The organism is Methyloversatilis discipulorum (assembly GCF_018780585.1).
In the GTDB taxonomy this organism is placed as follows: domain Bacteria; phylum Pseudomonadota; class Gammaproteobacteria; order Burkholderiales; family Rhodocyclaceae; genus Methyloversatilis; species Methyloversatilis discipulorum_B.
Genome location: NZ_JADMJL010000022.1, coordinates 59,561 through 84,147, shown reverse-complemented (window position 1 = coordinate 84,147; position 24,587 = coordinate 59,561). Strand labels below are relative to the sequence as shown.

Sequence of the window (24,587 nt, the reverse complement as noted above, 5' to 3'; positions counted from 1 at the left end):
GATACTTCAAGTTCGACGCGGGTACCGCCGTTACACCTGACTGTGCCCCAGAGTCCGGAGTCCGTCACACCTCATGTTCCTGCCGACCGAAGTCCTCGACAAGATGCGCGTGGTCATCGCCGACGCGAATCAGGTCGTGCGTACCTGGGTGCGCACGCAGCTGTCGCAGGCGGGCGTCAAGCACGTGGGCATGGCCGGCAGCTCGGCCGACCTGCTGCGGCAATGCTCGGCAGCTACGCCCGACGTCGTGCTGTGTGACTACAACTTCGGTGAGAAGCAGGACGGATTGCGGGTGCTCGAAGAACTGCGCCTGAACGACATCCTGCCGCTGTCCTCGGTCTTCATGATCGTGACCGGAGAGCGCGTCCGCAAGCGCGTCGTTGCGGCCGCAGAATTCGCGCCCGACGACTACCTGCTCAAGCCCTTCACGTCCGGTCAGCTCGGCGAACGCCTGGTCAAGGCGGTCGAAAAGAAGCACGCGCTGAAGTCGATCTACGAACAGATGGCGGCGCGCAATCTGGAAGCGCTGATAGAAGAGTGCGACAAGGTGCTCGCCAGCCAGCCACGCTACTCGATGGACGCGCTGCGCATCCGGGCCGAGGCCTTGATCGCCCTGGGTCGCCTCGACGAAGCCACCGAGATCTACAAGGCGGTGATGGCCCGCAACACCGTGCCCTGGGCGCGCATCGGTTATGCGATGGTGCTGCGCGAACGTGGCGACGTGGCGGAGGCCGCACGCCACGCTGCCGAGATCAACGAGGAATTTCCCGAGTTTATGGGCGTGTACGACTTCCTCGGCGAACTGCACGAACGCAATGGCGAACTCGAACAGGCGCGCACCTATTACGAGCGCGCTGACTCGATCGCGCCGGACAATCTCCGCCGGCTTCGCAGCATCGGCGAGATCTGTCTCGAGTCCGGTGAAGTCGAGCGCGCGGCAAGCGTGATGCGCCGCGTGGTCGACCGTACCGAGGGAACGTCACTGGCCAGCGCCGAGGACCATCTGACGCTGATCAAAAGCCTGATCGAACTGCCCGACGCGGCTGAGGAACTGAATGCCCGCTTCGAAACGATGCGCGGTCTGCTCGGCGGCAGCGAAACGGCGGCAGTGCTGTCGGACGTGGTCGAGGCGCGCATGCTGTCGCAGCGCGGCGACGAGGGCGGCGCGCGCGAAGCGATCAACCGTGCGCTGCAGACGCACGCGCGCCTCAGCAAACCGGACATGCTGGCGACCAGCGAACTGGCCGAAGCCTGTTTCGCCACCAACAACGAGGAAGCCGCAGCCGGTCTGGTCGACAAGATCGAAGCGGCCGGCGGTACGGTATCGAACCGCCTGAAACGCCAGAACGCGCGCTCGGCCCGCGAGCGCGCGCAGGCGGCCGCTGCACATCTGGCCGAGGAAAGCGCGGCCGGCCCCGACCTCGACCACGTCGACGCCGAACTGGCTCGACTGGCCGAACTGATCAGGCAGCTCGACCCGCACTGGGACGACGCTTTGGCCGAGGACGCGCGCAACATCCTGATCGATGTGTTTACACTCGCCCCGCGCGAGCGCCGCGTGATCGACGCGCACATCCAGTACAACCGCGTTGCGCAGAAGCACGGCTACGACCGGCACAAGCCGACCGCCCGCGCCGTCTGATCGCGCCTCAGACGTGCAGCAATCCCGGTAGCGGCGGCGTTGCTGCCAAGGCGGCAATCGGACTGACGCCGAGCCAGTCACGCGAGATCGATGCATAGACCGATCGGAAGTCGACCGCCGGCACGAAGGCGCCGCGAGCATCGAGCGCATCGAAGCTCAATGTCCGGCCGTGCAGCCCGCCGACGACGCGGCCGCCGGCGAGCAGCTGGATGCCGGCATTGCCATGGTCGGTGCCGGCGCTCAGATTTTCGTGCGCCAGTCGTCCGAACTCGCTGCGCGTGAGGACCAGCGTATCGCGCCAGCGACCCATCGCGCTCAGCGCGCTGCGCAGCGCCGTCATCGACGCGGCGAGCGAAGCCAGCAAAGGGGCGTGGGCCGAAGGCTGGTTCTCGTGCGTATCGAAGCCATCAAGCGCCACCCGCACCACCGCAGCGTCCGAGCCGGCCAGCAGTTCGGCGCAGGCCTGCGCCAGTGCGCATCCGAGCACGTCCTGCGGAAAGCCGAAGCGCCCGGCGACATTCTCCGGATACTCGTCGGCCAGTCGGCGGCAGCGCGGCAAGCCGTGTACAGGTCCCGGCAGGTCGGACGACACCGTCAAGGCCTGCGTCGCCGCGTGGCGGATGCCGTCGTGCAGCGACAGGCAGCGCGCCAGCCAGCCGGTCTGCAGCGGCGCGTCTTCGAGCAAGGCACTGTCGAGAATTTCGGTGGCACGGTGATGCGACACGCTGCCGCCGGTACAGCCCACCCCCTGCACCAGCGCAAGCTCGCCGGCATCCCACAGCGGCATCAACGGACGCAGTGACGGATGCAGGGCCTGACCCGGTGCGATCGGCATGACCGTGCGGCGGTCGAGTGCAATGGTCGGACGGGCGCGGTAGTAGGCGAGGTCGGTGTGCGGTGCCAGCGTATTCAGCGCGTCATTGCCGCCGGCCAGGTCGATCAGGAACAGCAGTCGTGGAGCGGGCGCAGGTTCGCTTGCGCGAAGTTCGCTGGCCAGCGCCAGCGACGCGCTTCCGGCGGTCAGCAGAAAATGCCTACGGTCCATTCAGGCTCCCGAAAACAAAAGACCTGCCCCTGGGGGCAGGTCGCAATGCCGCTGCGCGGCAACCCACGAAGAGGAGGTGTGGGCCGAAAACTGCTGTAGCGGACAACGGGCGAAACTGGAAAAAGCGAAGCGGGAGGCCGAAGCCGGTCACGGCCGAGGTGCGTCGCGATAGAGCTCGCGGGCCGCATCGCGGATGTCGCGTCGCAACTGACGACGTTCTTCAGGCGTCATCCGGTTTCCGCGCTGGTCACCGAAGTCGAGACGCCGGACCGGGCTGGCTTCCTCGTCGAAACGGCGCATCGGCTGCAACGTCGCCCCGGCCGGAATCACGCGCTCGAAGCGCTGCGGCTCGACGAAATCCCGACGCCCGCCCGCTTCACCGGGGCCTGCCAATGCCGGTGCCGATGCGAACAACACCGCACCCACACAGGACCCGGCAAGGATGCCGTACAGTCGCGAGCCGGCAAGGTCAGCACACTTCATCCGATTACGCTCCTCAAATCGCTAGTGTTCAACAGTCTCCAGGAGGCCGGCCGCGCCAGCCAACTGTGCGCCGTCGCCCGGATTGTAGAGGTAGCGACTGGAGCGGTGTAGCGCGTACTGCAGCAGCAGGTGCGAATCCGCAACACTGCCGCCCGCCGTCTCCGGTCTGTCGATCGCGGGCGCGTCGGCCTGAACGGCCGGCCCCACCCCTTCCGACGACGTCTGTACAGCCGGCACAACCGCTGCCATGACGAAGGCCGGTGCAGCGCAAAGCACTGCCATGCCCATCAGTCTGCGTTTGCTCACCCCCGTTGTCCCCCTGAAGCCTTGCGTCGATTACCTTGGGCTCCATGCTGTGCAGCGGCTGTAAGCCTTGTGTGAGGGGGTGGCAGCGCTTTGTAAGCGCGGGTAACCACCCTGCAACCGCGTTACATCCGCTCACGGCGCAATTGAATTGCGCCGATGCGCTCGGGTAGCATCGGTCCATGGAAGAAAAAAAACGCAAGATACTTGTCGTCGATGACGACGCCCGCCTGCGCGCGCTGCTCGAACGCTACCTCGGCGAACAGGGTTTCACCGTCAAGGCGGTGGCCGACAGCACGCAGATGGATCGCGCGCTGGCCCGCGAGCTGTACGACCTGATGGTGCTCGACCTGATGCTGCCGGGCGAGGACGGCTTGGCCATCTGCCGACGACTGCGGGCTCAGGACAACACGATCCCGGTGGTCATGCTGACCGCCAAGGGCGACGAGGTCGATCGCATCGTCGGTCTCGAAATGGGCGCCGACGACTACCTGCCGAAGCCTTTCAACCCGCGGGAACTGGTCGCCCGCATCAATGCGGTACTGCGCCGCCAGGCGCCGAAACCGCCGCCGGGCGCGCCGACCCTGGACGAACGCGTGGTGCGCTTCGGCCAGGTCGAGGTCAATCTGGCGGCACGTACGCTCACCCGCAACGGGCAGGAGCAGGTGCTGACCACCGGTGAGTTCTCGCTGCTGCGCGTGCTGCTCGAATCGCCGCGCGTGCCGCTGTCGCGCGACAAGCTGATGGAACTGGCGCGGGGCCGCGAATACGACGCCTTCGACCGCTCGATCGACGTGCAGATGTCGCGTCTGCGCAAGCTGGTCGAGGACGATCCGGCCAAGCCACGCTATCTGCAGACGGTATGGGGCTTCGGTTACGTGTTCGTGCCTGACGGCACCCGTCATGGCTGACGCCCGTCCCGGGCACGCGCCGAAGTGGTGAAGCGGGCACGTCGGCGCGGCAGCCTGACGCGCTGGACCGGGCAGAATCTGAGTCGTCCGCTGCGCCGCTTCACGCTGCTGCCGCGTTCGCTGCTCGCGCGCACCTTCCTGCTGCTGGCCGGCCTGCTCACCGCGTCGGTGCTGGCCTGGTCCGGCATCTACAGCTGGCTCGAACAGGGGCCGCGCGCCCAGCAGGCGGCCCAGATCGTCATCAGCGTGATCAACCTGACCCGCGCTTCGCTGGTCAGCGCCGATCCGCAGCGCCGGCTCGAACTGCTCACCGAACTGTCGATGCGCGAGGGCCTGCGCATCTATCCCGACGGCGACATTCCAGGCTTTCAGCCGGTCAAGGGCGACAGCACGCTGCTCGCCATCGAACAGGAACTGCGCAAGCGGCTCGACCCGCGCACGCGCATCGTCGTCACCAAGGGCCTGCAGAGCGGGCTGTTCGTCAGCTTCAGCATTGCCGACGAAGAAGGCGTGGACGACTACTGGCTCATGCTGCCGCGCAACCGCATCGAGCGCCCGCTGGCGCTGGAGGTGATCGGCTGGGGCACGGCTGCCCTGCTGCTGGCGCTCGGTGGCGCCTATCTGATCGTGCAGCGGGTGACGCGGCCGCTGGCGGCGATGAAGCGCGCCGCACGGGCCATCGGGCGCGGCGAGCGCCCTGCCCCGCTGGCCGAATGCGGCGCCGAGGAACTGGCCGAAGTGGCGCACGCCTTCAACCAGATGGCGGACGACATCGCCCGCAACGAGGACGAGCGCGCGCTGATCCTGGCCGGCATCTCACACGATCTGCGCACGCCGCTGACCCGTCTGCGGCTCGACATGGAACTGGCCGGACTGGACCCCGAAACGGTGCGCGACATGAGCGCCGACATCGACGACATGGACAAGATCATCGGCCAGTTCCTCGATTTCGCGCGCATCACCACCGGCGAAGAGCCGATAGACGGCGATCTGGCCAGTCTGGTGCTGGAAGCGGCGCAAGCCTACGCGCGCCACGACAAGCCGGTCAGTACCGGCCACATCGATCCGCTGCCGGCAATGCGCTTTCGCCCGCTGGCGATCCGCCGCTGCCTGAACAACCTGATCGACAATGCGCTGCGCCACGCCGGCGAAGACCAGCCGATAGAGCTGAACTGCAGTCTGGATGGCAACGAGGTCAGGATAGACGTGAGCGACCGCGGTCCGGGTATTCCGCCGGAGCAGGTCGAGCGGCTGAAGCGCCCATTCACCCGGCTCGACAATTCGCGCACCGGCCAGAGCGGCGCCGGGCTCGGCCTGGCCATCGTCGAGCGCACGATGCGCGCGCACGGCGGGCGCTTCGACCTGCTGCCGCGCGAGGGCGGCGGGCTGATCGCCCGCCTGACCCTGCCGGTGACGGCAAACGCGGCGACCGCGAAAAGTTAGTGCTTCGTCGCTTCTGCCGCCTCGGCGGTCACCGGCACGTCGGCCGCGCTGCGCGCCGCGGTGCGGTCGAGCAGGATGCGCAGGTGGCCGAGCGACAGCAGTTGCGCATAGACCAGGCCCATCCAGCCGCGACGGAACAGATCGACGGCTGCCGCCGCAGACAGCGCCTGCAGCTTGGCTTCGTCGATCACCCACAGACCGTCCAAGCGGAACTTGCGACCGTCGTTGAGCTCCGCCATCGCGCTCATTTCGTTGAGCAGGCCGAGCTGCTCGACCTCGCGGCAAAACTCGGCGGTACGCTGCGCCTCGTTCTGATAACCCTGCACGAAGGCGAGCGCATTCTTCAGGAAGTCGGTTTCGGCACCGTTCTCGTCGAACAGGCGCTCGCCCTCTTCCGTGTTGAAGCCGGGAAACTTGTCGTCCATGCACACCAGCAGCTTGTCCGGCGCGTTGTTGTCCTGCACCGCGACGAAGGGGTAGCGGCGCACGAAGGCCGGCACATAGCGCGCGTCCCATTTGCCTTCCGGCGTGACATAGAGGTTTTCGGCGTCGCGCAGGCCGAGCAGCGCGACCGGCACCAAGCCGCCGGGCAGGCGGGCGAACACGATGGGGTATTCGCGGGCGACGTCGCCGAACTCGACCAGGGCCAGCGGCACGCAATTGGTTTCCGCCGCGAACTTCAGGTTGTCCTGCGGCTTCAGGCGCAGGTCGCGGTGGGTGTCGCGGTTCAGCACGACCACGTTGTCGTAGAAAAGCAGGGTTTTCATGGCAGTCCTCGGTTCGGCTCGGGTCATGTAAGCGACGCGCAGCGCCGCGATTCTATGCCTGCAGCGATGACGTCCCTGCGAAAAACGACCGCCATCCACGCGATGTAGCTGTCCCGCAACGCGATAAAATCACGCCTCGACGCAGAATCACCACGCCATGACCCAGACTGCCACCACCTTCTACGAACACATCGGCGGCGAGCCGACCATACGCCGCCTGGTTGACCGCTTCTACGAGCTGATGGACACGCTGCCGGAGGCCTACGGCATCCGCAAGCTGCATCCGGCCGACCTGTCCGGCTCCAACCAGAAACTGTTCATGTATCTGTCGGGCTGGCTCGGCGGCCCGCAGCTGTTCGTGCAAGCCTACGGTCACCCGCGCCTGCGCGCCCGACACCTGCCTTTCACCATCGGCGAGGCCGAGCGCGACCAGTGGCTCATGTGCATGCGCATGGCGATGGACGAAGTGCTGCCGCCGGACGAAGCCAACGCCCAGTTGCTGAGTGCCATCGAGGATCTCGCCGACCACATGCGCAATCGCGAGGGCTGATATCGTCAGCCCAGGTCGCGCGTGACCGACTGCAGGCGCAATCGGCGCGCGTGTGCGTGCCGTGCGTGAAGTCGCGGGTCGGCGGCGACGATGCTGACCGTTTCGCCGATCACCATCACGACGCCCAGCACCGGCAGCACCAGCAGCAGACCGGCGACGCCAGCGACCGCGCCACCGACGAAAATCATCAGCACCGTCACCAGCGGATGCATCTTCAGGCTGCGGCCTATGGTCAGCGGCATGAACACGAAATCGTCGAGCAGACGGACACAGACGAACAGCCCGACCGCCGCGTAGGCGACCGACGGCGAACCGGGGAAGTCGGTCGCCGCCACCATCACCACCACCGCACACCCCAGTATCGAGCCGACGTAAGGCACCCAGGCGAGTACTGCGGTGATCAGCCCCAGCATCAACGGCGACGACAGCCCGATCAGCCACAGGCCGGCGGCCAGACAGGCGGCGTCGAGCACGGTGAGCTTGATCAGCCCCTGGAAGTAGGCACGCGTGGTGCGGTCGACCTCATACAGCAGGTGAAGCGTGCGCTCGAAGAAGGCGTTCGGCACCGCACGTGCAAGGAAACGCTGGAAGCGCCGGCCGTCGCGCAGGAAGAAGTAGGCGAGGAAAGGCGCCAGCAGGAAGGACGGTAGCCAGGCGGCGACGCCCAGCATCAGCGCCGGCAGGCGTTCCTGGGCGAAGCCCTCCCCCGCCGCGGCAATGTGCGACGACACTGCATCCGCCACGTGCGCGTCGCGCATGAAGCGCGAACGGGCTTCGAGCGCGCGCAGCGTGTCGTCGAGCAAGGCCAGCCCGCCCTGCAGATAGCGCTGCCCGGTGTCCTGCACGCTGACCGCGTGCGCGGCAAACCAGGGCAGCACCAGCACGAAACAGACGACCAGCAGCAGTGCGAACACGCCGACCGTGATGTTGGCCGCCGCCGCCTGCGAAAAGCCGGCGAACATCAGCCGCTGCATCGGCGGGTAGAGAAAGTAGTAGGCGATCAGCCCGAACAGGAAGGGCAGCACCAGCCACAGCACGTGCTGGAAAAGATAGAGCGCCAGCGTGGTGGCCAGCAGGATGCCGCACCACGCCACGGGTCCGGCGCCCGAGGGCTGCAGCCGCCTCACAGATGTCCTTCCTGGCGGGCGCCGGCATTGGCCTGACGCAGCCGGCCGCCCAGATGGCGTGCCAGCGCCAAGGCGATCTTGGAGGCAATCTTGGGATGGGTTTCCAGCAGGCTCATGAAGTCGGCGCGGAAGAACACCACCAGCCGGCAGTCGCTGTGCGCCCTCGCCTGCGCCGCCCGCGGCGCCTGATCGAGCAGCGCCAGTTCGCCGAACACCTCGCCGCTGCCGAGCAGCGCCAGCCGCTGCTGGCGGTTGCCGTCGGCGCGCAGGATTTCGACCTCGCCCTCGACCACGGCATAGATCGCCTGCCCCTCGTCGCCCTCGTCGAACACGATTTCGCCGGCCAGATACTGACGTTCGTGCCGCAGCGCCTGCACCACCTTCAGCTCGCGCGCAGTCAGCGACGAAAAGAGCTTGATCTGGCGCAGCGGCTGCAGCGCTGCGCGGTCGTCGTCGCGGCCGAAAAGACGCACTTCTGGGCTCCGTAGGGTAGGTGGGCGGTCAGCTCGCAAGCATACCGGCTTTCCGCCGGCGCTTTCGCCACGGCACACGGAATTCCCCCTATCCTTGCCGGTCACAGGCGCGATCGCCACAACAAGAACAGACCATGACATCCCGACTGCTGCGCTGGATCGATCTGAACATCCTGTCCCTCGGGCGCGAGATGCGCCTTTCCTACCTGCCGCCACTGATGGTCTACATGGCGGCCGGCATCCAGGGCCTGACCGGCATCGTCGGCACCTTCTTCGTCAAGGACTACCTCGGACTGTCGGCCGAATTCCTGGCCATGCTGGGTTTCTGGGTCGGCATTCCGTGGGCGCTGAAGATGCCGATGGGCCATCTGGTCGATCTGCTGTGGCGCTTCAAGAGCCTGCTCATCTACCTCGGCGCCGGCCTGATCGCCGCCAGCCTGCTCATCATGGCCGGCCTGATCGCCGAGCGCGAGGCGATGGCGGCGGTACTGCCGGTCAATACCTGGTTCGTCATCAGTGCGCTGCTGAGCCCGATCGGCTACGTGCTGCAGGACGCGGTGGCCGATGCGATGACGGTGGAAGCCGTACCGCACGTCGACGAAAACGGCGCGCCGGTGCCGCCCGCCCGACTGAAGCTGATGCACACCACGATGCAGACGCTGGGCCGTGTGGCCATCATCGGCGGCAGCGTGCTGGTGGCGCTGATCAATCTTTACGTGTTCGCCGGCACCGAGAAGCTGCCGGAAGCGCAGAAGGTACTGATCTACCGCGACGTCTACCTGATGGCACTGACCATTCCCGCCATTTCCGTCGCCGGCGTCGCTTTCGCCGCCTGGCTCAAGCGCGGCGCCATCGCGGCCCACATGGCGCGCGGGCTGTCGCGCGCCGAGGCCGCCGCGCTGCTGCGCGACCCCGACAGCCACACCGATCCGAACTGGTGGATCCTCGGCGGCAGTCTGGTGTTCGTCGTGTTCACGCTGGGCATGGGTCTGTCCGACCTGAAGTGGAACCAGGAAATCATCTTTCTAGGCTCCTTCACCATCATCGCCTTCCTGATGACCCGGCTCACCCGCGAGCTGGACGCCAGTGCGCGCAATACGCTGATCGGCACCGCGCTGGTCATCTTCATGTTCCGCGCCACGCCCGGCACCGGCCCCGGCGTGTCGTGGTGGACCATAGACGTGCTCGGCTTCGATCAGGCCTTCTTTTCGGTGCTGTCGCTGATCGGCTCGACGCTGACGCTGATCGGCATGTTCATGTTCCGCCGCTTCATGGCCGAGCGCTCGATCACCTATGTGGTCGGCTGGCTTACCGCGGCAGGTTTCATCCTGTCGATGCCGACGCTGGGCATGAGCCTGGGCCTGCACGAATGGACCGCTCGCATGACCGGCGGCGTGGTCGACGCGCGCTTCATCGCGGTGATCGATACCGCGCTGGAATCGCCGCTGGGGCAGATTTCGATGATTCCGATGCTGGCCTGGATCGCCAATTCGGCGCCGGCCCATCTGAAGGCGACCTTCTTCGCGGTGATGGCCTCCTTCACCAATCTGGCGCTGTCGGCCAGCCAGCTCGGCACCAAATACCTGAACCAGATCTACGTGCTGTCGCGCGAAGTGAAGGACCCGGCCACCGGCGCCGTGGTGACCGCCGCCAACTACGGCGACCTGACGCCCTTGCTGCTGACCGTGGTCGGCATTGCCGTGCTGATGCCGGTGAGTGCCATCCTGGTTGCACGCTGGCTTGGTTTGCGCAGTGCCTGATCTGCGGGCGGAGCCGATGTCTCGCTCGCTCGCGAATCTGACCAGAATCGAAGCCGGCGGCCAACCGATCGCCCAGTCGCGGTCAGAAGACCGCCTCCCACAGGGCTCCCGGCGTCAGCCTTCCAGCCAGCGCTCGACCAGCCGCGTCCAGTAGGCGACGCCCAGCGGAATGATGCGGTCGTTGAAGTCGTAGCGCGGGTTGTGCAGCATGCAGCCGCCGCCCTCGGCGTGCGCCGGGTCGGACGCCGCGTCCGGTCCGCCGCCGTTACCCAGCCAAACGTAGCAGCCGGGCTTCTCCTGCAGCATGTAGGCGAAGTCCTCGGCACCCATGCTGGGCGGGTAGTTCGTATGCACACTGCCGTCGCCGAACACTTCCCGCGCGACCGTCGCGCAGAAGGCGGCTTCGCTCTCGCTGTTGATGGTCGGCGGGTAACCCCGACGGTAGGTCGCCGAGGCGGTGACGCCGTGCGCGGACGCCACGCCCTGCACCACGCGCGCGATGCCGGCTTCCAGCTGGTCGCGCACTTCCGGCGTGAAGGCGCGCGCCGTGCCGCGCAGCGTCGCCGACTGCGGGATCACGTTGTAGGCCTCGCCGGCATTGAACTGCGTGATGCTGACGACGCCGCATTCGACCGGTGGCACATTGCGCGACACGATGGACTGCAGCGACTGCACGATGGCCGCGCCGGCGAGCACCGGGTCGGCGCCCAGGTGCGGCATCGCCGCGTGCGCGCCGCGCCCGTCTATCGTGATGTCGATCGAATCGCTGCAGGCCATCGCCGGCCCGGTATGCACGGCCATCTGGCCGACCGGCAGGCCAGGCCAGTTGTGCAGACCGAACACCGCCTGCATCGGAAAGCGCTCGAACAACCCGTCGGCGATCATCGCCGGCGCGCCGCCCATGCCCTCCTCCGCCGGCTGGAAGATGAAGTACACGGTGCCGTCGAAGCCCCGCGTCTCGGCCAGATATTCGGCCGCCGCCAGCAGCATCGCGGTATGCCCGTCGTGGCCACAGCCGTGCATGCGCCCCGGATGCGTCGAGCGATGAGCGAAGGTGTTCTGCTCGGTCATCGGCAGCGCGTCCATGTCGGCGCGCAGGCCGATCGCGCCGCGGCCCGAGCCGTTGCGCAGCACGCCGACCACCCCGGTACGGCCGATGCCTTCATGCACTTCGATGCCGGCCGCGCGCAAGGTGCGGGCCACCACGTCGGCGGTGCGATTCTCTTCGAAGGCCAGTTCCGGATGGGCGTGCAGGTCGCGCCGCGTCTGTGTCCAGCGGGCGACACGCGCGTCCAGCGCCTCGATCAGCGGGTGCGTGCTGCTCATTGCAATTCCTCGATATCGGAAAACATCGCCGCCTGACCGCGCAGCACGCCGTCGGCGTCGATCACGTTCCACACCGTCGCACGACTGATGCGGAACAGCGTGCCATCGCTGCGCACGCGGATGCCGCAGTAGTCGGCGATATATCCCTGTCGTGTCACCAGATCGAGCAGGCGCGCACGTTCGTCGCGCTCAGGCACGCGCGCCGACAGACGCGAAGGCAGCGTGACGAAGGTGGCCCAGTCGTAGCCGAACAGTTGCTGCGCGTACGCATTGGCGTAGTTGAACACCGGGTCGGCCTCCGTGCCGTGCGACACCAGCGCGAACGGCGCGTGATACAGCGTGTGCGGATCCGACGGCAGCAGTTGTCCGGTCACGCGGTGAAAGCTGTCGGCCAGCAATGCGCTGTGCTCGCGCAGGAAGGTGTCGTCAGGCGGTGCGCTCATGGCCCAAAGATACCATCGCTCGCCGACGAGCCGGGCTGGTTCCGCCACGCGGCCGGTGCCTCCCGGAGGACGACACCCCGTTCGGCAGCCTTCGGTGTGCGTAGTCCGGACGGACTATCGTTCGTCATGCGCGCGCAACGCGCGCCACGCATGGTTGCGGCTGACACGACCTTCACGGAGCCGCAACATGAAATTCACATTGGGCGCAGCCGCGCTGGCCCTCGCCTTCGCCGCCCCGGTGCAGGCGCAGATCGCCAGCCTCGATCTCGCGAATTACAGCCTGGTCGCCACCTACGACCTGCCCGCGACACGCGCCTCCGAAGCCTCGGCCGTCACGTGGAACTGGGACAGCTACACGCTGTTCGTCGTCGGCGACGAAGGCGACTATGTGGTCGAGGTGAACAAGCAGGGCCAGCTCATCAGTTCGATGAACCTGTTCGGTTTCGACGACACCGAAGGTCTCACCTATGTCGGGAACGGCCAGTTCGCCGTCGTCGAGGAACGCCTGCAGGACGTCTACCTGTTCAGCTACCAGGCCGGCGGCGCGGTCGGCCGCAACAACCTGCCTTCCGTGTCGGTCGGTCCCACCGTCGGCAACATCGGTCTGGAAGACATTTCCTACGATCCGCTGAGCGGCCGCTTCGTGCTGGTGAAGGAGAAAGTGCCGCAGGCCGTTTATGACGCGGCCCTCGACTTCGCGAACGGTTCCGCAGCGGTCACCGAACTGGTGCCGCCGGCCAACCCGTTCGCCCAGATCTTCGGCACGCTGGACCTGTCCGGCGTGCAGGTGCTGAGCACGTTGCAGTCGCTGCGGGGCACGACCGACCAGGACAACCTGCTGGTGTTCAGCCAGGAAACGCCGCGCCTGATGGAAGTGAGCCGCAGCGGTCAGATCCTGAGCAGCTTCGACTTCTCGGCCATCGCTAGCGATGCCGAAGGCGTCACCATCGACGGCAATGGCGTCATCTACATCGTCGGCGAAACGCCGCGTCTGTACGTGCTGGCGCCCACCCCGCCGGTGCCGGAACCCGAAGTCGCTGCGCTGATGCTGGCCGGCCTGGGGCTGGTCGGCGCATTCGCACGCCGCCGCATGCCCGTCTGATCCCCTCGATACACCCCGCTACGGAGAACACAACATGAACAAGCTCATCGCACTGCTGATCGCTGCAGGTCTTGCACCACAACTGGCCCATGCCGACGTCCGCATCACCGAGTGGATGTACTCGGGTGGCAGCGGCGAGTTCATCGAATTCACCAATCTGGGCAGCAGCGCCATCGACTTCACCGGCTGGAGCTATGACGACGACAGCCGCCTGCCGGGCGTGTTCGACCTGAGCGGCTTCGGTCTGGTCGGCGCCGGCGAATCGGTGGTCATCACCGAAATCGATGCCGACACCTTCCGCCTCGACTGGAACCTCGGCGCTGGCGTCAAGGTGCTGGGCGGCTACACCAACAACATCGGCCGCGCCGACGAGCTGAACCTGTTCGACGCCTCGGGTTCGCTGGTCGACCGCCTGACCTACGGTGACAACAGCGCCGCCGGTGGCCCGCGCACCCAGGGCGTCAGCGGCCGCGCCTCGTCCGAAGCCGCGCTCGGCGCGAACGACGCAACGCAGTGGGTGCTGTCGTCGGTCGGCGACGCCGAAGGTTCCTACGTGTCGCTCAGCGGTGCCGTGGCCAGCCCGGGCGTCACCGCCTTCGCCGCCGCAGTGCCGGAGCCCGAAACCTACGCCCTGCTGCTGGCCGGCCTGGGCATGATCGGCTTCGCCGCCCGCCGCCGCGGCTGATCGGCAGCACTCGATGCCACGCAGACCCGTCGGGCTGCGTGGCTCACCGGCCACTTGGGAAACGGGGAGCCGGTCGGAAACGCCACCCGATATGCATCGGTCGTCCCTTCGGACGATGGCAGAATACAGGACATGTGCGTAAAGATGACGGCACACACACCGTCGCCTGCCGACAGACGTTCCGAGGAGCTCATCCGATGCGCACGCCGTTTGCCTCTGCCTTGCTGACGGGCGTAATTCTGCTCAGTCCGGTCGCACACGCCACGTCCATCGCGGGAAACGTATCCTGCAGCGGCGAGCTGAGCAGCTTGTCCGCCACCTTCGGCCACCTGTCGTGTGCCGGCAACCTTTCCCTCAGCGACGCCGTCGTCGCGGACCCGATCAAACTCGTGCTGGAGGCATCCGGCAGCCTGACGCTGCTGCGCTCTACCCTGGAAGCCCCCGAACTCGTGCTCGTCGCGCCGCAGATCGACATCGACTCCGATTCGACACTGCGGTCAGGCGGCGCCCTCTACATCGGCGCCGCGGTGCCGCAATCCGCTTCACCAACCCAGCCAGCACCATCGACCGTAAGTGGGCCGCTGCCCGCGCTTCCGCTCAATGGAGCGAGTGGCGGAACGCTGACGCTGTCCGTCGGCGGCAGCCTGCCGGACCCCGGCGTGTCTCATCAGGGGGGCTCCCTGCAGCTGGGCGGGGACGGCGACGCATCGGTCGCCATCAGCCAGAATTCGGGCGGCAGTCGCGTGCCTCCTCTGTCGATCGCAAGCACCGTACCCGAACCGACGGCCGCCCTGCTGCTGGCTGCAGGCCTGGGGGTCGTCGCGCTGCGGCGCAACATGGACGCTGACCGCCGATAGCCAGAATTTCGCCCTTCGGGCGTATGCTGCGCCCATGAGCACGCTGTACGGCATCGATTTCACGTCGTCGCCCTCGGCCCGCAAGCCGATCACCGTTGCCCGCGGCACGGTGGTGGCGGATCGCGGGCTGGTCCTCGAGGGCATCGAGCGTTTTCCGTCTTGGGACGGATTCGAGGCGTTCCTGAGTCGCCCGGGCCCCTGGCTCGGGGCTTTCGACTTTCCTTTCGGCCTGCCGCGGGAATCGGTGCTCGAGCACGGCTGGCCGACCGACTGGGCCGGCATGGTGCGGGCCGTCGCGGCGCTTTCGCGCAGCGAATTCAAGAACCTGGCCGACGCCGAACGTGCGCAGCGCCCGGCAGGCCAGAAGTATCCGCACCGCGTGACCGACCGTCCTGCCGCGTCGCACAGCCCCCTCAAATTCGTCAATCCACCGGTCGGATGGATGTTCCAGGAGGGCGCGCGCCGGCTGCTCGACGCCGGCGTACACATCCCGGGCATGCACGGTGGCGACGCCCGTCGCATCGCACTGGAAGCCTATCCAGGCTGGCTGGCGCGCAGCATCGTCGCCGGCTCGTACAAAAGCGAAAACGCCGCCGGCCAGACACGCGAGCGTCTGGCCAACCGGATGCTCCTGACCGAAGCGCTGCTACGTGGTCAGCATCCGCTGGGCGTGCCGCTCTGCTGTGACGATGCACCGCTGCTCGAAGCGATGACCACCGACGGTACCGGCGACACGCTGGATTGCGTGCTCTGTCTGGTGCAGGCTGCGTGGGCGTGGATGCGGCGCGACGCCGGCTACGGCCTGCCGCTGCACATCGATCCGGTCGAGGGCTGGATCGTCGGCGTCACCGCGCCCGAACGGGTCGCCGTCACGACGCACTGACACGGCGCGTCGAGCCGTCAATGGCCGGCGAGCAGCTTCTGCACCAGCGGATGCTGCACACGTCGTTCGGCGGAGATCGCGTAGAAGTGCTCGACCACTTCGGTACAGCGGCCAAGCAGCTGCAACTGGCGGTGGTGCGTGAACTCCTCGTGTGACCACTCGGTCGCCGGAAAGGCCCCGAGGCCGCTTTCGCCGAAGGTGGCGAGCAGCGCGCTGTCCTCGAATTCGCCGACGATGCGCGGATGCAGCCCCTTGCGCTCGAACCAGTCGTCGATGCGCGCGCGTACCGCCGAGTCGCGCGTCGGCAGCAGAAGCGGCAGGCGGTCCAGACAGGCCGGGAAACCCTCGCCAGCCTGAGCGGCGAGCGTGGCCGGCGCATACCAGGCGAGCGCCGCGTCGCCGACCGCGTGACTGTAGACCCGCAGATTCGGATTGACCGGCGCCGGTCGGTCGGCCAGAACCACGTCGAGCCTGTGCAGGGCCAGATCGGCGAGCAATTCGTCGAAATTGCCCTCGACGCAGATCAGGTGCAGACCCGGCGTATCGGTGGCCGGCGCCAGCAGATGGCGCGCAGCCGGTTTCGGCAGGCCGTCGGAAATGCCCACCGACAGCCGCACGCCCTGCGCCTGGGCCGCTTCGCGCACGGCCAGCGGCAGCTGCTCGCCGAGCTGGAAGATCTGTTCCGCCAGACGCAGCGCCGCGCTGCCGGCCGGGGTCAGCTCGACCGTGCGGCCGGACGGCTTGAACAGCGCGTGACCGAGCGCGCGCTCCAGTTCGCGGATCTGTGTGCTCACCGTCTGCACCGCCATGTCCAGCCGCTCGGCTGCGCGGGCGATGCCGCCCTCCTTGGTGGCGACCCAGAAGTAATAGAGGTGGCGGTAGTTCAGCATGGATGCCTTTGACTTCGTAATTTACGAAGTAAAGCTACTACAAACATCTATTTTTAGGAAACGCATACGCGCGTAAGGTGGCGCTTCCATCCCACACAGGAGGTCCGCCATGGAAGTCATCGTCGAATCACGGAATCCGGAAGTCAGTGCCCTGCGCAGCGTGGCCGAGAACCGGCTGCGCTTCGTGCTGCGGCGACTCGCCTGGCGCGTGCCGAGAGCGAAGGTGAGGCTCGACGACACCAATGGTCCACGTGGTGGCGTCGACAAGGAGGTGCGCGTCGAACTGCAGATGATCGGCAGCGAACCGGTGGTGGTCAGCGCACGGTCGCGCGACTGGCGCGGTGCGCTCGACGCCGCACTCGCCCGCGCCGCGCAGCGCCTGCTGCGCACGGTGCGCCGCGCGCGGCAGCACTCATCCGCCCGGACACTGAATTTCCAGACCGAATGAGCCCGCACGATCGGGCGCATCCGTCTCAACGCTTTCAACGAATGGAGTAATACAGACATGGAACATCGATATCCCCGTACCACCCCGCTCGGCCTGCGCGCCGAGGTCGCCGACGCAGTCGTCATCGACGGCGCCGGTCGCAAGGTGCTGCGCAATACCTACATGCTGCTTGGCCTGAACCTGGCGTTCAGCGCACTCGTCGCCTACGTTGCCATGGCGGCGCGCTGGCCGGCACCGGGCATTCTGCTGACGCTGGCCGGCTATTTCGGCCTGCTGTTCGCAGTCAACAAGTTCCGCGACAGCGGCGCAGGGGTTCTGCTCACCTTCGCGCTGACCGGCTTCATGGGCTACACCATCGGCCCGCTGCTGAACGCGGTGATGAGCCTGCCCGGCGGCAGCCAGACCATCACGCTGGCGCTCGGCGCCACCGCTGGCGTCTTCCTCGCGATGTCCGGCTGGGCAACGGTGACGAAGCGCGACCTGTCGGGCATGGGCAGCTTCCTGTTCATCGGCATGGTGGTGGCGATCCTGGCGGGTCTGGGCGCCATGTTCTTCCAGATCCCTGCCCTGTCGCTGACCGTGTCCGCCGCCGTGGTGCTGCTGATGGCCGGCATGATCGCCTTCGAAACGCAGCGCATCGTGCGTGGAGGTGAGACGAACTACGTGATGGCCACCACCGGCCTGTTCGTGTCCATCTTCAACCTCTTTACTTCGCTGCTGCAGTTGTTCGGCTTCATGGGCAGCAGCAACGACTGACACTCCTCCGGTGCGATCCCGGTTGTCCGCCCGCGGACTTTTTTTCGTCCCGCAACGCGGCCGTGCCGGCTCAAGAAACAGGGAAATGCACCCGTTACCCTGCAGGACGGGTAGCTGCGGCGCCCGGGCAACACACAACACATACGCCCGCCGGAGGAGCCATGTTGAAGAATCTGAGTGTGCGCAAGGCCTTTGCACTGTTCGGTGCCTCGTCGGCGCTGGTCTGCTGCGTCGTGCTGAACGTCGCCTCCGGCTGGGAGAACTGGCCGCTGCAGATCGGTGCTTCGCTGGTGCTGCTGATCGGCGGCGCGGTGACCGGTGCGATGATCGGCCGCTTCTACGGCCTGCGCGCCGAAGTGATCGTCGGCGGCCTCAATGCGCTGGCGAAGGGCCACCTGGACTGCAAGCTGAGCCTCGATGGCAAGGACGATTTCGCCTGGCTGTGCTACGAGTACAACGCGGCCCGCAAGGCGGTGAAGCAGCTGGTCGAGCGCGTGCAAGGGCTGTCGGGCACGCTGACCAGTGCCGCGGTGGACCTGTCCACCTTCTCCGGCGCCGCGCGCGAGAACGGTACCCGCCAGCTCGATTCGATCCGCGCCGTCGGCAGCGCGATCGAACAGATGAGCGGCAACATCCGCGAGGTCGAGTCGCTGTCGCACGAGGCCAGCGAACTGGCGCGCAGCGCCGGCGAAGCATCGCAGGCGGGCAAGACGACGCTGCAGGCATCGCTGACCAGCGTACATGCCGCCTCCGACAAGATGGCCAGCTCGCTCACCGTGATCGAGCAGTTGGTCGAGGACTCGCGTGCGATCAACCGCATCAACGAACTGATCAAGGAACTGTCCGATCAGACCAACCTGCTGGCGCTGAACGCCGCCATCGAGGCCGCCCGTGCCGGCGAACAGGGGCGCGGCTTCGCGGTGGTGGCCGACGAGGTGCGCAAGCTCGCGCAGCGCAGCCAGGCGTCGGCCAACGACATCAGCCAGCTGGTGGTGCGCATCCGCGACGACGCCGAACAGACGATTGCCCTGGTCCGCAGTTCGAGCGAGGAAGTGAATGGCGCCACGCAGAACACGGCGGCCGCGGTCAGCGAGTTCGACGACATCCTGCAGCGTCTGCTCGAACTGTCTGGCAAGTCGACCACGATCAGCAGCAGCCTCAGCGTGCAGAACGCGGCGGTGAGCGAGATCGTGCGCAACAACGACGTACTGTTCGCGCTGTCGGAAGAGAGCGCGCACGGTGCGCAGGAAACCGCCCGGCAGGGCAATGAAGTGGCCAGCGCGGCACAGACACTGCAAGCCGCGGTGCAGGCCTTCAAGACCTGATCACCTCCGCCACCCCGCGGACGGCGTCGCCTGCACCCGTCGGCAAATCCGACTCCAAGTACGCAGCAAGGCAGGCATCAGAGATAAATGGCAAGCGGCATCCGCACACTGTTCAGTCCCGCCATCCGACTGATGAACCGGCTGGACTACCCCCGCAAGTTCGCGGTGCTGGGCTCCATGGTGCTGTTCGCCTTCGCGGTCGTCGTCTACAACCTCTACAGCAGTCTGAGCGCCGATATCCGCGCGGCCCGGTACGAGCTTGAAGGCATCGCGCGCATCCGCACGCTGACGCAGGTCGTGCAGTCGCTGCAGAAGCATCGCGGCCTGATTGCCGGCGAACTGGGGGGCGTCGTGGCGATGCGGTCGGAGCGCGAGGCGCGCGAGGCGGAGGTCACCGCCGCTTTCGACGTGCTGGTGCACGAACTCTCGCGCGATCTGACCACCAGTCGTGACTTCTTCGACATCCGCACCGAGTGGGAACGTCTGCGCATGCAGGGGCCTGGCTGGTCGCCGGAAATCAATTTCGAGGTACACACGCGGCTGATCGAGCACATGCTCAATTTCGAGGCCGACGTCGCCGACCGCTACCTGCTGACGCTGGACCCCGAGCCCGCTTCCTATTATCTGATCGACAGCAGCGTGAGCAAGCTGCCGGCGACGATAGAGCGACTGGGCAGGGTACGTGCCTTCGGCACCGTCATCCTCGCGGCCGGGTCGGCGACGCCGCAACAGCTGATCGAAATGTCAGCGCTGGTCGCCGAGCTCGATGCCGCGCGCAAGAGCGCCAGTTACAACATCGAGAAGACCGGCCGCTACAACCCGTCGCTGCAGGAGGCGGTATCGAGGTCGGCGGTAGATATCGCCGACTCGCTGGGCAGCATCGTGCGTCAGGTCGAGACGCAGTTGCTGGCGTCTTCCGGACAGACCGCGCTGTCACCGCAGGTGTTCTACGACGGCACGACGGCGGCCATCGACCGCATCTATCGTCAGATCGAACAGTCGCTGCTGCCGACCGCCGAAGACCTGATCCGCCAGCGTATCGACCGGCTCGACCAGGCGTTGTACACGACCCTCGGCGTCGCCCTGCTGATGCTCGTCGGAGCGGCCTACTGTGCCATCGGCGGCTATTTCGCGATCACGCGGACCGTGGCCGGACTCGCCGCGTCGGCACACGCGCTGGCCGGCGGTGACCTGAAGGTACGCATCCGCCCGGACAGCCAGGACGAGCTGGCGCAGGTCGCGGCCAGCTTCAACGAAATGGCCGACGGCCTGACCGGCCTGATGGCGGCGCGCGAAGAGGACGATGCGCGCATGCGCGCCATCATCGAGTCTGCGCTCGACGCGGTCGTGCAGATGAACGCCGACGGCCTGATCACCGGCTGGAACCCGCAGGCCGAACGGATATTCGGCTGGTCGCGAACCGAGGTGCTGGGCCGGCCGATGCACGACGTTATCATTCCTCCGGAATTCCGCGACGCTCACGTGCGCGGCCTGAAACACTTCATGGCATCGGGCGTCGGCCCGGTGCTGAACAAGCGCGTCAAGATCAGCGGCCGTCATCGTCACGGACACGATCTGCCGATCGAACTGACCATCTCCGCCAACATGCATCGCGGCACCTACGAGTTCAGCGCCTTCATCCGCGACATCACCGAACAGAAGCGCACCGAGGAGCTGATCTGGACGCAGGCGAACTACGACGTGCTGACCCAGCTGCCGAACCGCCGCATGTTCCGCGACCGGCTGGAGCAGGAACTGCGCAAGTCGCACCGCAGCGGCCACCCGATGGTGCTGATGTTCATCGACCTCGACCGCTTCAAGGACGTGAATGACGCCTTCGGCCACCAGACCGGTGACCTCGTGCTGATCGAGGCCGCGCGTCGCATCACGAGTTGCGTGCGCGAGTCCGACACGGTGGCGCGGTTGGGCGGCGACGAGTTTACCGTCATCCTGTCGGAGCAGGACGACCCCGCCGGAACCGAACGCATCGCTGGCGAGGTGCTGCGGGCGCTGCAGGCGCCGTTCGAACTCGGCCACGCCCACGCCCATCTGTCGGCCAGCATCGGCATTACCGTCTACCCGCAGGACGGCACCGACGCCGACAGCCTGATCCGCAACGCCGATCAGGCGATGTACGGCGCCAAGGATGCCGGGCGCGACCGCTTCAACTACTTCGTCAGTTCGATGCAGGAGGCGGCGCTCAGGCGCCAGCAACTGGTGCAGGACCTGCGCACCGCGGTCGACAACGACCAGTTCGTGCTGCACTACCAGCCCATCATCAGCCTGAGCAGCGGGCGCATCCACAAGGCCGAGGCGCTGTTGCGCTGGATGCATCCGGAGCGCGGCCTGGTCAGCCCGGCCGATTTCATCCCGCTGGCCGAGGAAACCGGCCTCATCGTGCCGATCGGCGACCGCGTGTTCCGCGACGCGACCCGCCAGCTGCTGCACTGGCGTGCGCACTACGCGCCGGAACTGCAGATGGGCGTGAACATGTCGCCGGCCCAGTTCGCGCGCAGCGAGGGCCACGCCAACTGGGTGGCCCACATCGAAGCGCTCGGCCTGCCGGGCGACAGCGTGGTGATCGAAATCACCGAAAGCCTGCTGCTCGACGCCAGCAGCAGCGTGTCGCGACAGCTGCAGAAATTCCGCGAGGCGGGCATGCAGATTTCGATCGACGACTTCGGCACCGGTTATTCGGCGCTGTCATACCTGAGCAAGTTCGACATGGACTACCTGAAGCTCGACCAGTCCTTCGTCCGCAACATGACCGTGGATCCGTCCGGCACGGCTCTGCCGGAGGCCATCGTGCTGCTGGCGCACAAGCTGGGCATCGAGGTGGTGGCGGAAGGCGTCGAAACGGTGGCGCAACGCGACATCCTCGACGGGCTGGGCTGCGACTACGCGCAGGGTTATCTGTTCGCGAAACCGCTGCCGGCTGCGGAATTCGAGGCCTTGCTGAAAATGCAGCAGGCGTCACCGCACGGCTTTGCGCACATGATGGGGGTGGGATAGAACATGCTCACCACAGCGGGAATTGCATAGCGCACTACCTGACCCGCGATGGCCATTACGTCGCCGTGCGGTCTGGCAGCAGCCTGTCGTATTCCTTCTTCACCACCGCGTAGCACTCGCAGGTACGCGCCTCCAGCCCTGCCCGGTCGAGCACGTGGATGTGGCCGCGCGCGTAGCGGATCAGGCCGATCTTCTGCAGCTTCAGAGCGGCCTCGGTCACGCCTTCGCGACGCACGCCCAGCATGTTGGCGATCAGTTCCTGCGTCATCGTCAGCTCGCTGCCCTGCAGGCGGTCCAGGCTCAGCAGCAGCCAGCGGCACAGCTGCTGGTCCAGCGTGTGGTGGCGGTTGCACACCGCCGTCTGCGCCATCTGCGTGATCAGCGCCTGCGTGTAGCGCAGCAACAGATGCATGACAGGGCCGGCGCGGTTGAATTCTTCCTTGATCGTCTGCGCGCGCATGCGCACGCCCCTGCCGGCACTCTGCACGACCGCGCGGCTGGGCGTCGACTCGCCGCCCATGAACAGCGAAATGCCGACTACGCCTTCGTTGCCGACCACGGCGATCTCCGCCGAGGCGCCGTTCTCCATTACGTAGAGCAGCGACACGATGGCGCTGGTCGGAAAGTAGACATGGCTGAGGGTGCGGCCGGATTCGTACAGCACCTCGCCCAGCGGCATATCGACCCATTCCAGCAGGGGCTGCCAGCGCGGCCAGTCGGCCTCGGGCAGTGCGGCAAGCAGACGGTTGCTTTTCGGGTCTGCGGCGTTCACGTTCAGCGCCCTCCAGCGACTTTGGGTAATCAAAAAAAAGCGTGCTGCATGCACGCTGGAAAACACTTGAAATCACTATAGCAAGCGATCACCCGGAAGCTATGTGCGTTACCGTACATAGCTTCCGGGCAGCGGAGAACTGCCCGGACACCACCGTTGCGTCAGCGGCGACCGTCGCCCGCGGTGTTGATGATGATGTCGACGCGGCGGTTCTGCTGCCGCCCGTTGGCGGACTCGTTGCTGGCGATCGGTGCATGTTCGCCCATGCCGGAGGCGACGATGCGCGACGACGAAACGCCGCGGGCCACCAGATAGGCCTTCACCGAATCGGCCCGTCGCTGCGACAGGCCGAGATTGGCGTCACCGCGGCCCACGTTGTCGGTGTGCCCCTCGACTGTCGCGGTGCGCTCCGGATAGGCCTCCATGAACGCCGCAAGCTTGTCCAGGTCCGGTGCGACGCCTGCAATCAACCCCGCTTCGCCGCTGCGAAACAGCACGTCACCCAGCGTAATGACCAGACCGCGATCGGTCGGACGGGCTTCGAGCTCATCCATCCGTGCCTGAGCGTCCGCATTCGCCTGTTCCGCCCTGGCCGCATCCGCCCGCGCAGTCTCGGCCTGACGGCGCGACAGCTCGGCGTCGCCGCGGGCGTCCTCGGCGTCACTGCGCGCCGATGTGGCATCGTCCCGAGCGACGTCGGCCTCACGCGTCCGGGCATCCAGTCGCGCGCCTTCGCGCTGCGCGGCGAGTTGGCTGCGCTGGTCTTCCGCCAGCCGCGCTTCGGCCAGTGCCCGCGCGATATCAATCCTGCGTTCAGCCATCACGACGCGATGTGCTGCCTGTTCGCTGTCGCGTGGCGGCAGTTCCGCCTCGCGCACCGCCGCTTCGGCATCGCGGAGTGCCTCCGGAGCCCGGCGCGCTAGCTGCGGGTCGGCCTGCAGTTGCGCAAGCTTGTTGCGTGCCGCGTCGGCACCGGGTGAGGCGTCGGGAAGTGTCGAACAGGCGGCCAGCGCAATCGTGCTCAGAACGGCTGCCCCCAGTCTGGTCGCGGCGTATCGGGTGATGTCCATCAGCGGTCTCCGGTGTTGCGCTGCATTTCCTGCTTCAGCGTGTCGGTGCTGCGGCTCATGTCCGCATTCACGGCGCGGGCACGTGCCAGAGCGGCACGGGCGGATGCCAGTTCGGCGGCGACGCGGGACTGCTCGGCCAGTCGATAGGCGCGCCCCATGTCTTCCTGCCGCACGGCGTCACGGGCAGCGTTGAGCTTGTCGCGAGCCTCGCCCAGTTCGCTGGCGGCAAAGTCGGTCACGCGCGCCTGCTCGGCGCTTGCGATGGCCCGCTCGGCTGCCTGCAGTGATGCGGTGGGCGGTGGTGTCGACGCACAGCCGACGAGCGCCATCAGCACCGCCACTGCGGCGACGCCCTGCCGGCCTGCCCGGTACGGGCTGGAGTGCTTGTTCATATCGTGTTCCCTGTTGAAGCCGCCGGCGACACCGGTCGCCGTGCGGTCACGGCGCGATGCGCACCCCAGGGGTGCGCTGCCGCCGCATCGTTCGGACATCAGTGTTGCGCCGCCGCACCCGC

Annotated in this window: 25 protein-coding genes; 13 read left to right on the top strand and 12 right to left on the bottom strand. The window is 66.8% G+C overall.

From position 1 onward, the window contains the following. The first annotated feature begins 73 nt into the window (after nucleotides 1-73). Complete coding sequence (locus IV112_RS11470) at nucleotides 74-1,642, top strand: response regulator (protein ID WP_304003635.1); 1,569 nt, start codon at nucleotides 74-76, stop codon at nucleotides 1,640-1,642. A gap of 7 nt (nucleotides 1,643-1,649) precedes the next feature. Here IV112_RS11470 and IV112_RS11465 read toward each other — a convergent pair whose 3' ends face one another. The 3 genes from IV112_RS11465 to IV112_RS11455 form a co-directional block, all read right to left on the bottom strand. After that, nucleotides 1,650-2,687, bottom strand: coding sequence for a DUF1501 domain-containing protein (locus tag IV112_RS11465; RefSeq protein ID WP_304003634.1), 1,038 nt, complete (start codon nucleotides 2,685-2,687; stop codon nucleotides 1,650-1,652). A 147-nt stretch (nucleotides 2,688-2,834) separates the two neighbouring features. Beyond that, nucleotides 2,835-3,104, bottom strand: coding sequence for a hypothetical protein (locus tag IV112_RS11460; protein WP_304003633.1), 270 nt, complete (start codon nucleotides 3,102-3,104; stop codon nucleotides 2,835-2,837). Between the two features lie 87 nt (nucleotides 3,105-3,191). Beyond that, entirely contained in the window at nucleotides 3,192-3,476 is a 285-nt protein-coding gene (locus tag IV112_RS11455; RefSeq protein WP_304003632.1) for a hypothetical protein, read from the bottom strand. 179 nt (nucleotides 3,477-3,655) lie between these two features. Here IV112_RS11455 and ompR point away from each other — a divergent pair, with 179 nt between their 5' ends. Then, a complete protein-coding gene (ompR, locus tag IV112_RS11450; RefSeq protein ID WP_019918306.1) occupies nucleotides 3,656-4,384 on the top strand; it encodes an osmolarity response regulator transcription factor OmpR in 729 nt (242 codons plus the stop codon). Nucleotides 4,385-4,411: 27 nt separating this feature from the next. Next, nucleotides 4,412-5,827: an ATP-binding protein gene (locus tag IV112_RS11445; RefSeq protein ID WP_304003631.1), complete on the top strand. Its 1,416-nt coding sequence runs from the start codon at nucleotides 4,412-4,414 to the stop codon at nucleotides 5,825-5,827. Here the strand turns inward: IV112_RS11445 and IV112_RS11440 are convergent. Next, on the bottom strand, nucleotides 5,824-6,594 hold the full coding sequence (locus tag IV112_RS11440) for a SapC family protein (RefSeq protein WP_304003629.1): 771 nt from the start codon (nucleotides 6,592-6,594) through the stop codon (nucleotides 5,824-5,826). The two genes, IV112_RS11445 and IV112_RS11440, sit on opposite strands and share 4 nt — an antisense overlap. Before the next feature lie 157 nt (nucleotides 6,595-6,751). On the opposite strand from IV112_RS11440, the gene IV112_RS11435 reads away from it, so the two are divergent. Then, complete coding sequence (locus tag IV112_RS11435) at nucleotides 6,752-7,144, top strand: group II truncated hemoglobin (RefSeq protein ID WP_019918310.1); 393 nt, start codon at nucleotides 6,752-6,754, stop codon at nucleotides 7,142-7,144. A 5-nt stretch (nucleotides 7,145-7,149) separates the two neighbouring features. Here the strand turns inward: IV112_RS11435 and IV112_RS11430 are convergent, their stop codons facing one another. Both IV112_RS11430 and IV112_RS11425 read right to left on the bottom strand, forming a co-directional pair. Then, nucleotides 7,150-8,271 carry an AI-2E family transporter gene (locus IV112_RS11430; RefSeq protein WP_304003628.1) on the bottom strand — a complete coding sequence of 374 codons (1,122 nt, stop codon included), beginning with the start codon at nucleotides 8,269-8,271 and terminating at the stop codon, nucleotides 7,150-7,152. Continuing rightward, nucleotides 8,268-8,744 (bottom strand): cyclic nucleotide-binding domain-containing protein, encoded by a 477-nt coding sequence (locus IV112_RS11425; RefSeq protein WP_304003627.1) that lies wholly within the window; start codon nucleotides 8,742-8,744, stop codon nucleotides 8,268-8,270. The genes IV112_RS11430 and IV112_RS11425 overlap by 4 nt, the downstream gene beginning before the upstream one ends. Nucleotides 8,745-8,878: 134 nt before the next feature. Here IV112_RS11425 and IV112_RS11420 point away from each other — a divergent pair, with 134 nt between their 5' ends. After that, the gene (locus IV112_RS11420; protein ID WP_304003626.1) at nucleotides 8,879-10,504 is read left to right on the top strand and encodes a hypothetical protein; all 1,626 of its coding nucleotides are present in this window, start codon (nucleotides 8,879-8,881) and stop codon (nucleotides 10,502-10,504) included. 114 nt (nucleotides 10,505-10,618) lie between these two features. Here IV112_RS11420 and IV112_RS11415 read toward each other — a convergent pair whose 3' ends face one another. Continuing rightward, a complete protein-coding gene (locus IV112_RS11415) occupies nucleotides 10,619-11,830 on the bottom strand; it encodes a M20 aminoacylase family protein (RefSeq protein WP_304003625.1) in 1,212 nt (403 codons plus the stop codon). Further along, a complete protein-coding gene (locus IV112_RS11410) occupies nucleotides 11,827-12,273 on the bottom strand; it encodes an MEKHLA domain-containing protein (RefSeq protein ID WP_304003624.1) in 447 nt (148 codons plus the stop codon). Before IV112_RS11410 ends, IV112_RS11415 begins: the two co-directional genes overlap by 4 nt. A 187-nt stretch (nucleotides 12,274-12,460) precedes the next feature. Here IV112_RS11410 and IV112_RS11405 point away from each other — a divergent pair, with 187 nt between their 5' ends. From IV112_RS11405 to IV112_RS11390, 4 genes are all read left to right on the top strand, one after another. Beyond that, nucleotides 12,461-13,375, top strand: a complete 915-nt coding sequence (locus IV112_RS11405; RefSeq protein ID WP_304003623.1) for an SdiA-regulated domain-containing protein — start codon at nucleotides 12,461-12,463, stop codon at nucleotides 13,373-13,375. A gap of 34 nt (nucleotides 13,376-13,409) precedes the next feature. Next, the gene (locus tag IV112_RS11400) at nucleotides 13,410-14,060 is read left to right on the top strand and encodes a lamin tail domain-containing protein (RefSeq protein WP_304003622.1); all 651 of its coding nucleotides are present in this window, start codon (nucleotides 13,410-13,412) and stop codon (nucleotides 14,058-14,060) included. Nucleotides 14,061-14,257: 197 nt separating this feature from the next. Continuing rightward, complete coding sequence (locus IV112_RS11395; RefSeq protein WP_304003621.1) at nucleotides 14,258-14,917, top strand: PEP-CTERM sorting domain-containing protein; 660 nt, start codon at nucleotides 14,258-14,260, stop codon at nucleotides 14,915-14,917. A gap of 34 nt (nucleotides 14,918-14,951) precedes the next feature. Continuing rightward, nucleotides 14,952-15,800 carry a DUF429 domain-containing protein gene (locus IV112_RS11390; protein ID WP_304003620.1) on the top strand — a complete coding sequence of 283 codons (849 nt, stop codon included), beginning with the start codon at nucleotides 14,952-14,954 and terminating at the stop codon, nucleotides 15,798-15,800. A gap of 17 nt (nucleotides 15,801-15,817) precedes the next feature. Here the strand turns inward: IV112_RS11390 and IV112_RS11385 are convergent, their stop codons facing one another. After that, nucleotides 15,818-16,690, bottom strand: coding sequence for a LysR family transcriptional regulator (locus IV112_RS11385; RefSeq protein WP_304003619.1), 873 nt, complete (start codon nucleotides 16,688-16,690; stop codon nucleotides 15,818-15,820). A 109-nt stretch (nucleotides 16,691-16,799) separates the two neighbouring features. Between IV112_RS11385 and IV112_RS11380 the strand changes: the two genes are divergently transcribed. The 4 genes from IV112_RS11380 to IV112_RS11365 all read left to right on the top strand — a co-directional run bounded on the left by IV112_RS11380 (nucleotide 16,800) and on the right by IV112_RS11365 (nucleotide 22,231). Beyond that, entirely contained in the window at nucleotides 16,800-17,138 is a 339-nt protein-coding gene (locus tag IV112_RS11380; RefSeq protein ID WP_304003618.1) for an HPF/RaiA family ribosome-associated protein, read from the top strand. A gap of 57 nt (nucleotides 17,139-17,195) precedes the next feature. Next, entirely contained in the window at nucleotides 17,196-17,894 is a 699-nt protein-coding gene (locus IV112_RS11375; protein ID WP_304003616.1) for a Bax inhibitor-1/YccA family protein, read from the top strand. Nucleotides 17,895-18,055: 161 nt separating this feature from the next. Beyond that, a complete protein-coding gene (locus tag IV112_RS11370) occupies nucleotides 18,056-19,219 on the top strand; it encodes a methyl-accepting chemotaxis protein (RefSeq protein ID WP_304003615.1) in 1,164 nt (387 codons plus the stop codon). Between the two features lie 87 nt (nucleotides 19,220-19,306). After that, entirely contained in the window at nucleotides 19,307-22,231 is a 2,925-nt protein-coding gene (locus IV112_RS11365; protein WP_304003614.1) for an EAL domain-containing protein, read from the top strand. Between the two features lie 55 nt (nucleotides 22,232-22,286). Here IV112_RS11365 and IV112_RS11360 read toward each other — a convergent pair whose 3' ends face one another. The 3 genes from IV112_RS11360 to IV112_RS11350 form a co-directional block, all read right to left on the bottom strand. Continuing rightward, nucleotides 22,287-22,910: a Crp/Fnr family transcriptional regulator gene (locus tag IV112_RS11360; RefSeq protein ID WP_438362236.1), complete on the bottom strand. Its 624-nt coding sequence runs from the start codon at nucleotides 22,908-22,910 to the stop codon at nucleotides 22,287-22,289. A gap of 254 nt (nucleotides 22,911-23,164) precedes the next feature. Further along, the gene (locus IV112_RS11355; RefSeq protein ID WP_304003612.1) at nucleotides 23,165-24,073 is read right to left on the bottom strand and encodes an OmpA family protein; all 909 of its coding nucleotides are present in this window, start codon (nucleotides 24,071-24,073) and stop codon (nucleotides 23,165-23,167) included. Further along, a complete protein-coding gene (locus IV112_RS11350) occupies nucleotides 24,073-24,465 on the bottom strand; it encodes a DUF4398 domain-containing protein (RefSeq protein ID WP_304003611.1) in 393 nt (130 codons plus the stop codon). Before IV112_RS11350 ends, IV112_RS11355 begins: the two co-directional genes overlap by 1 nt. Nucleotides 24,466-24,587 lie beyond the last annotated feature (122 nt).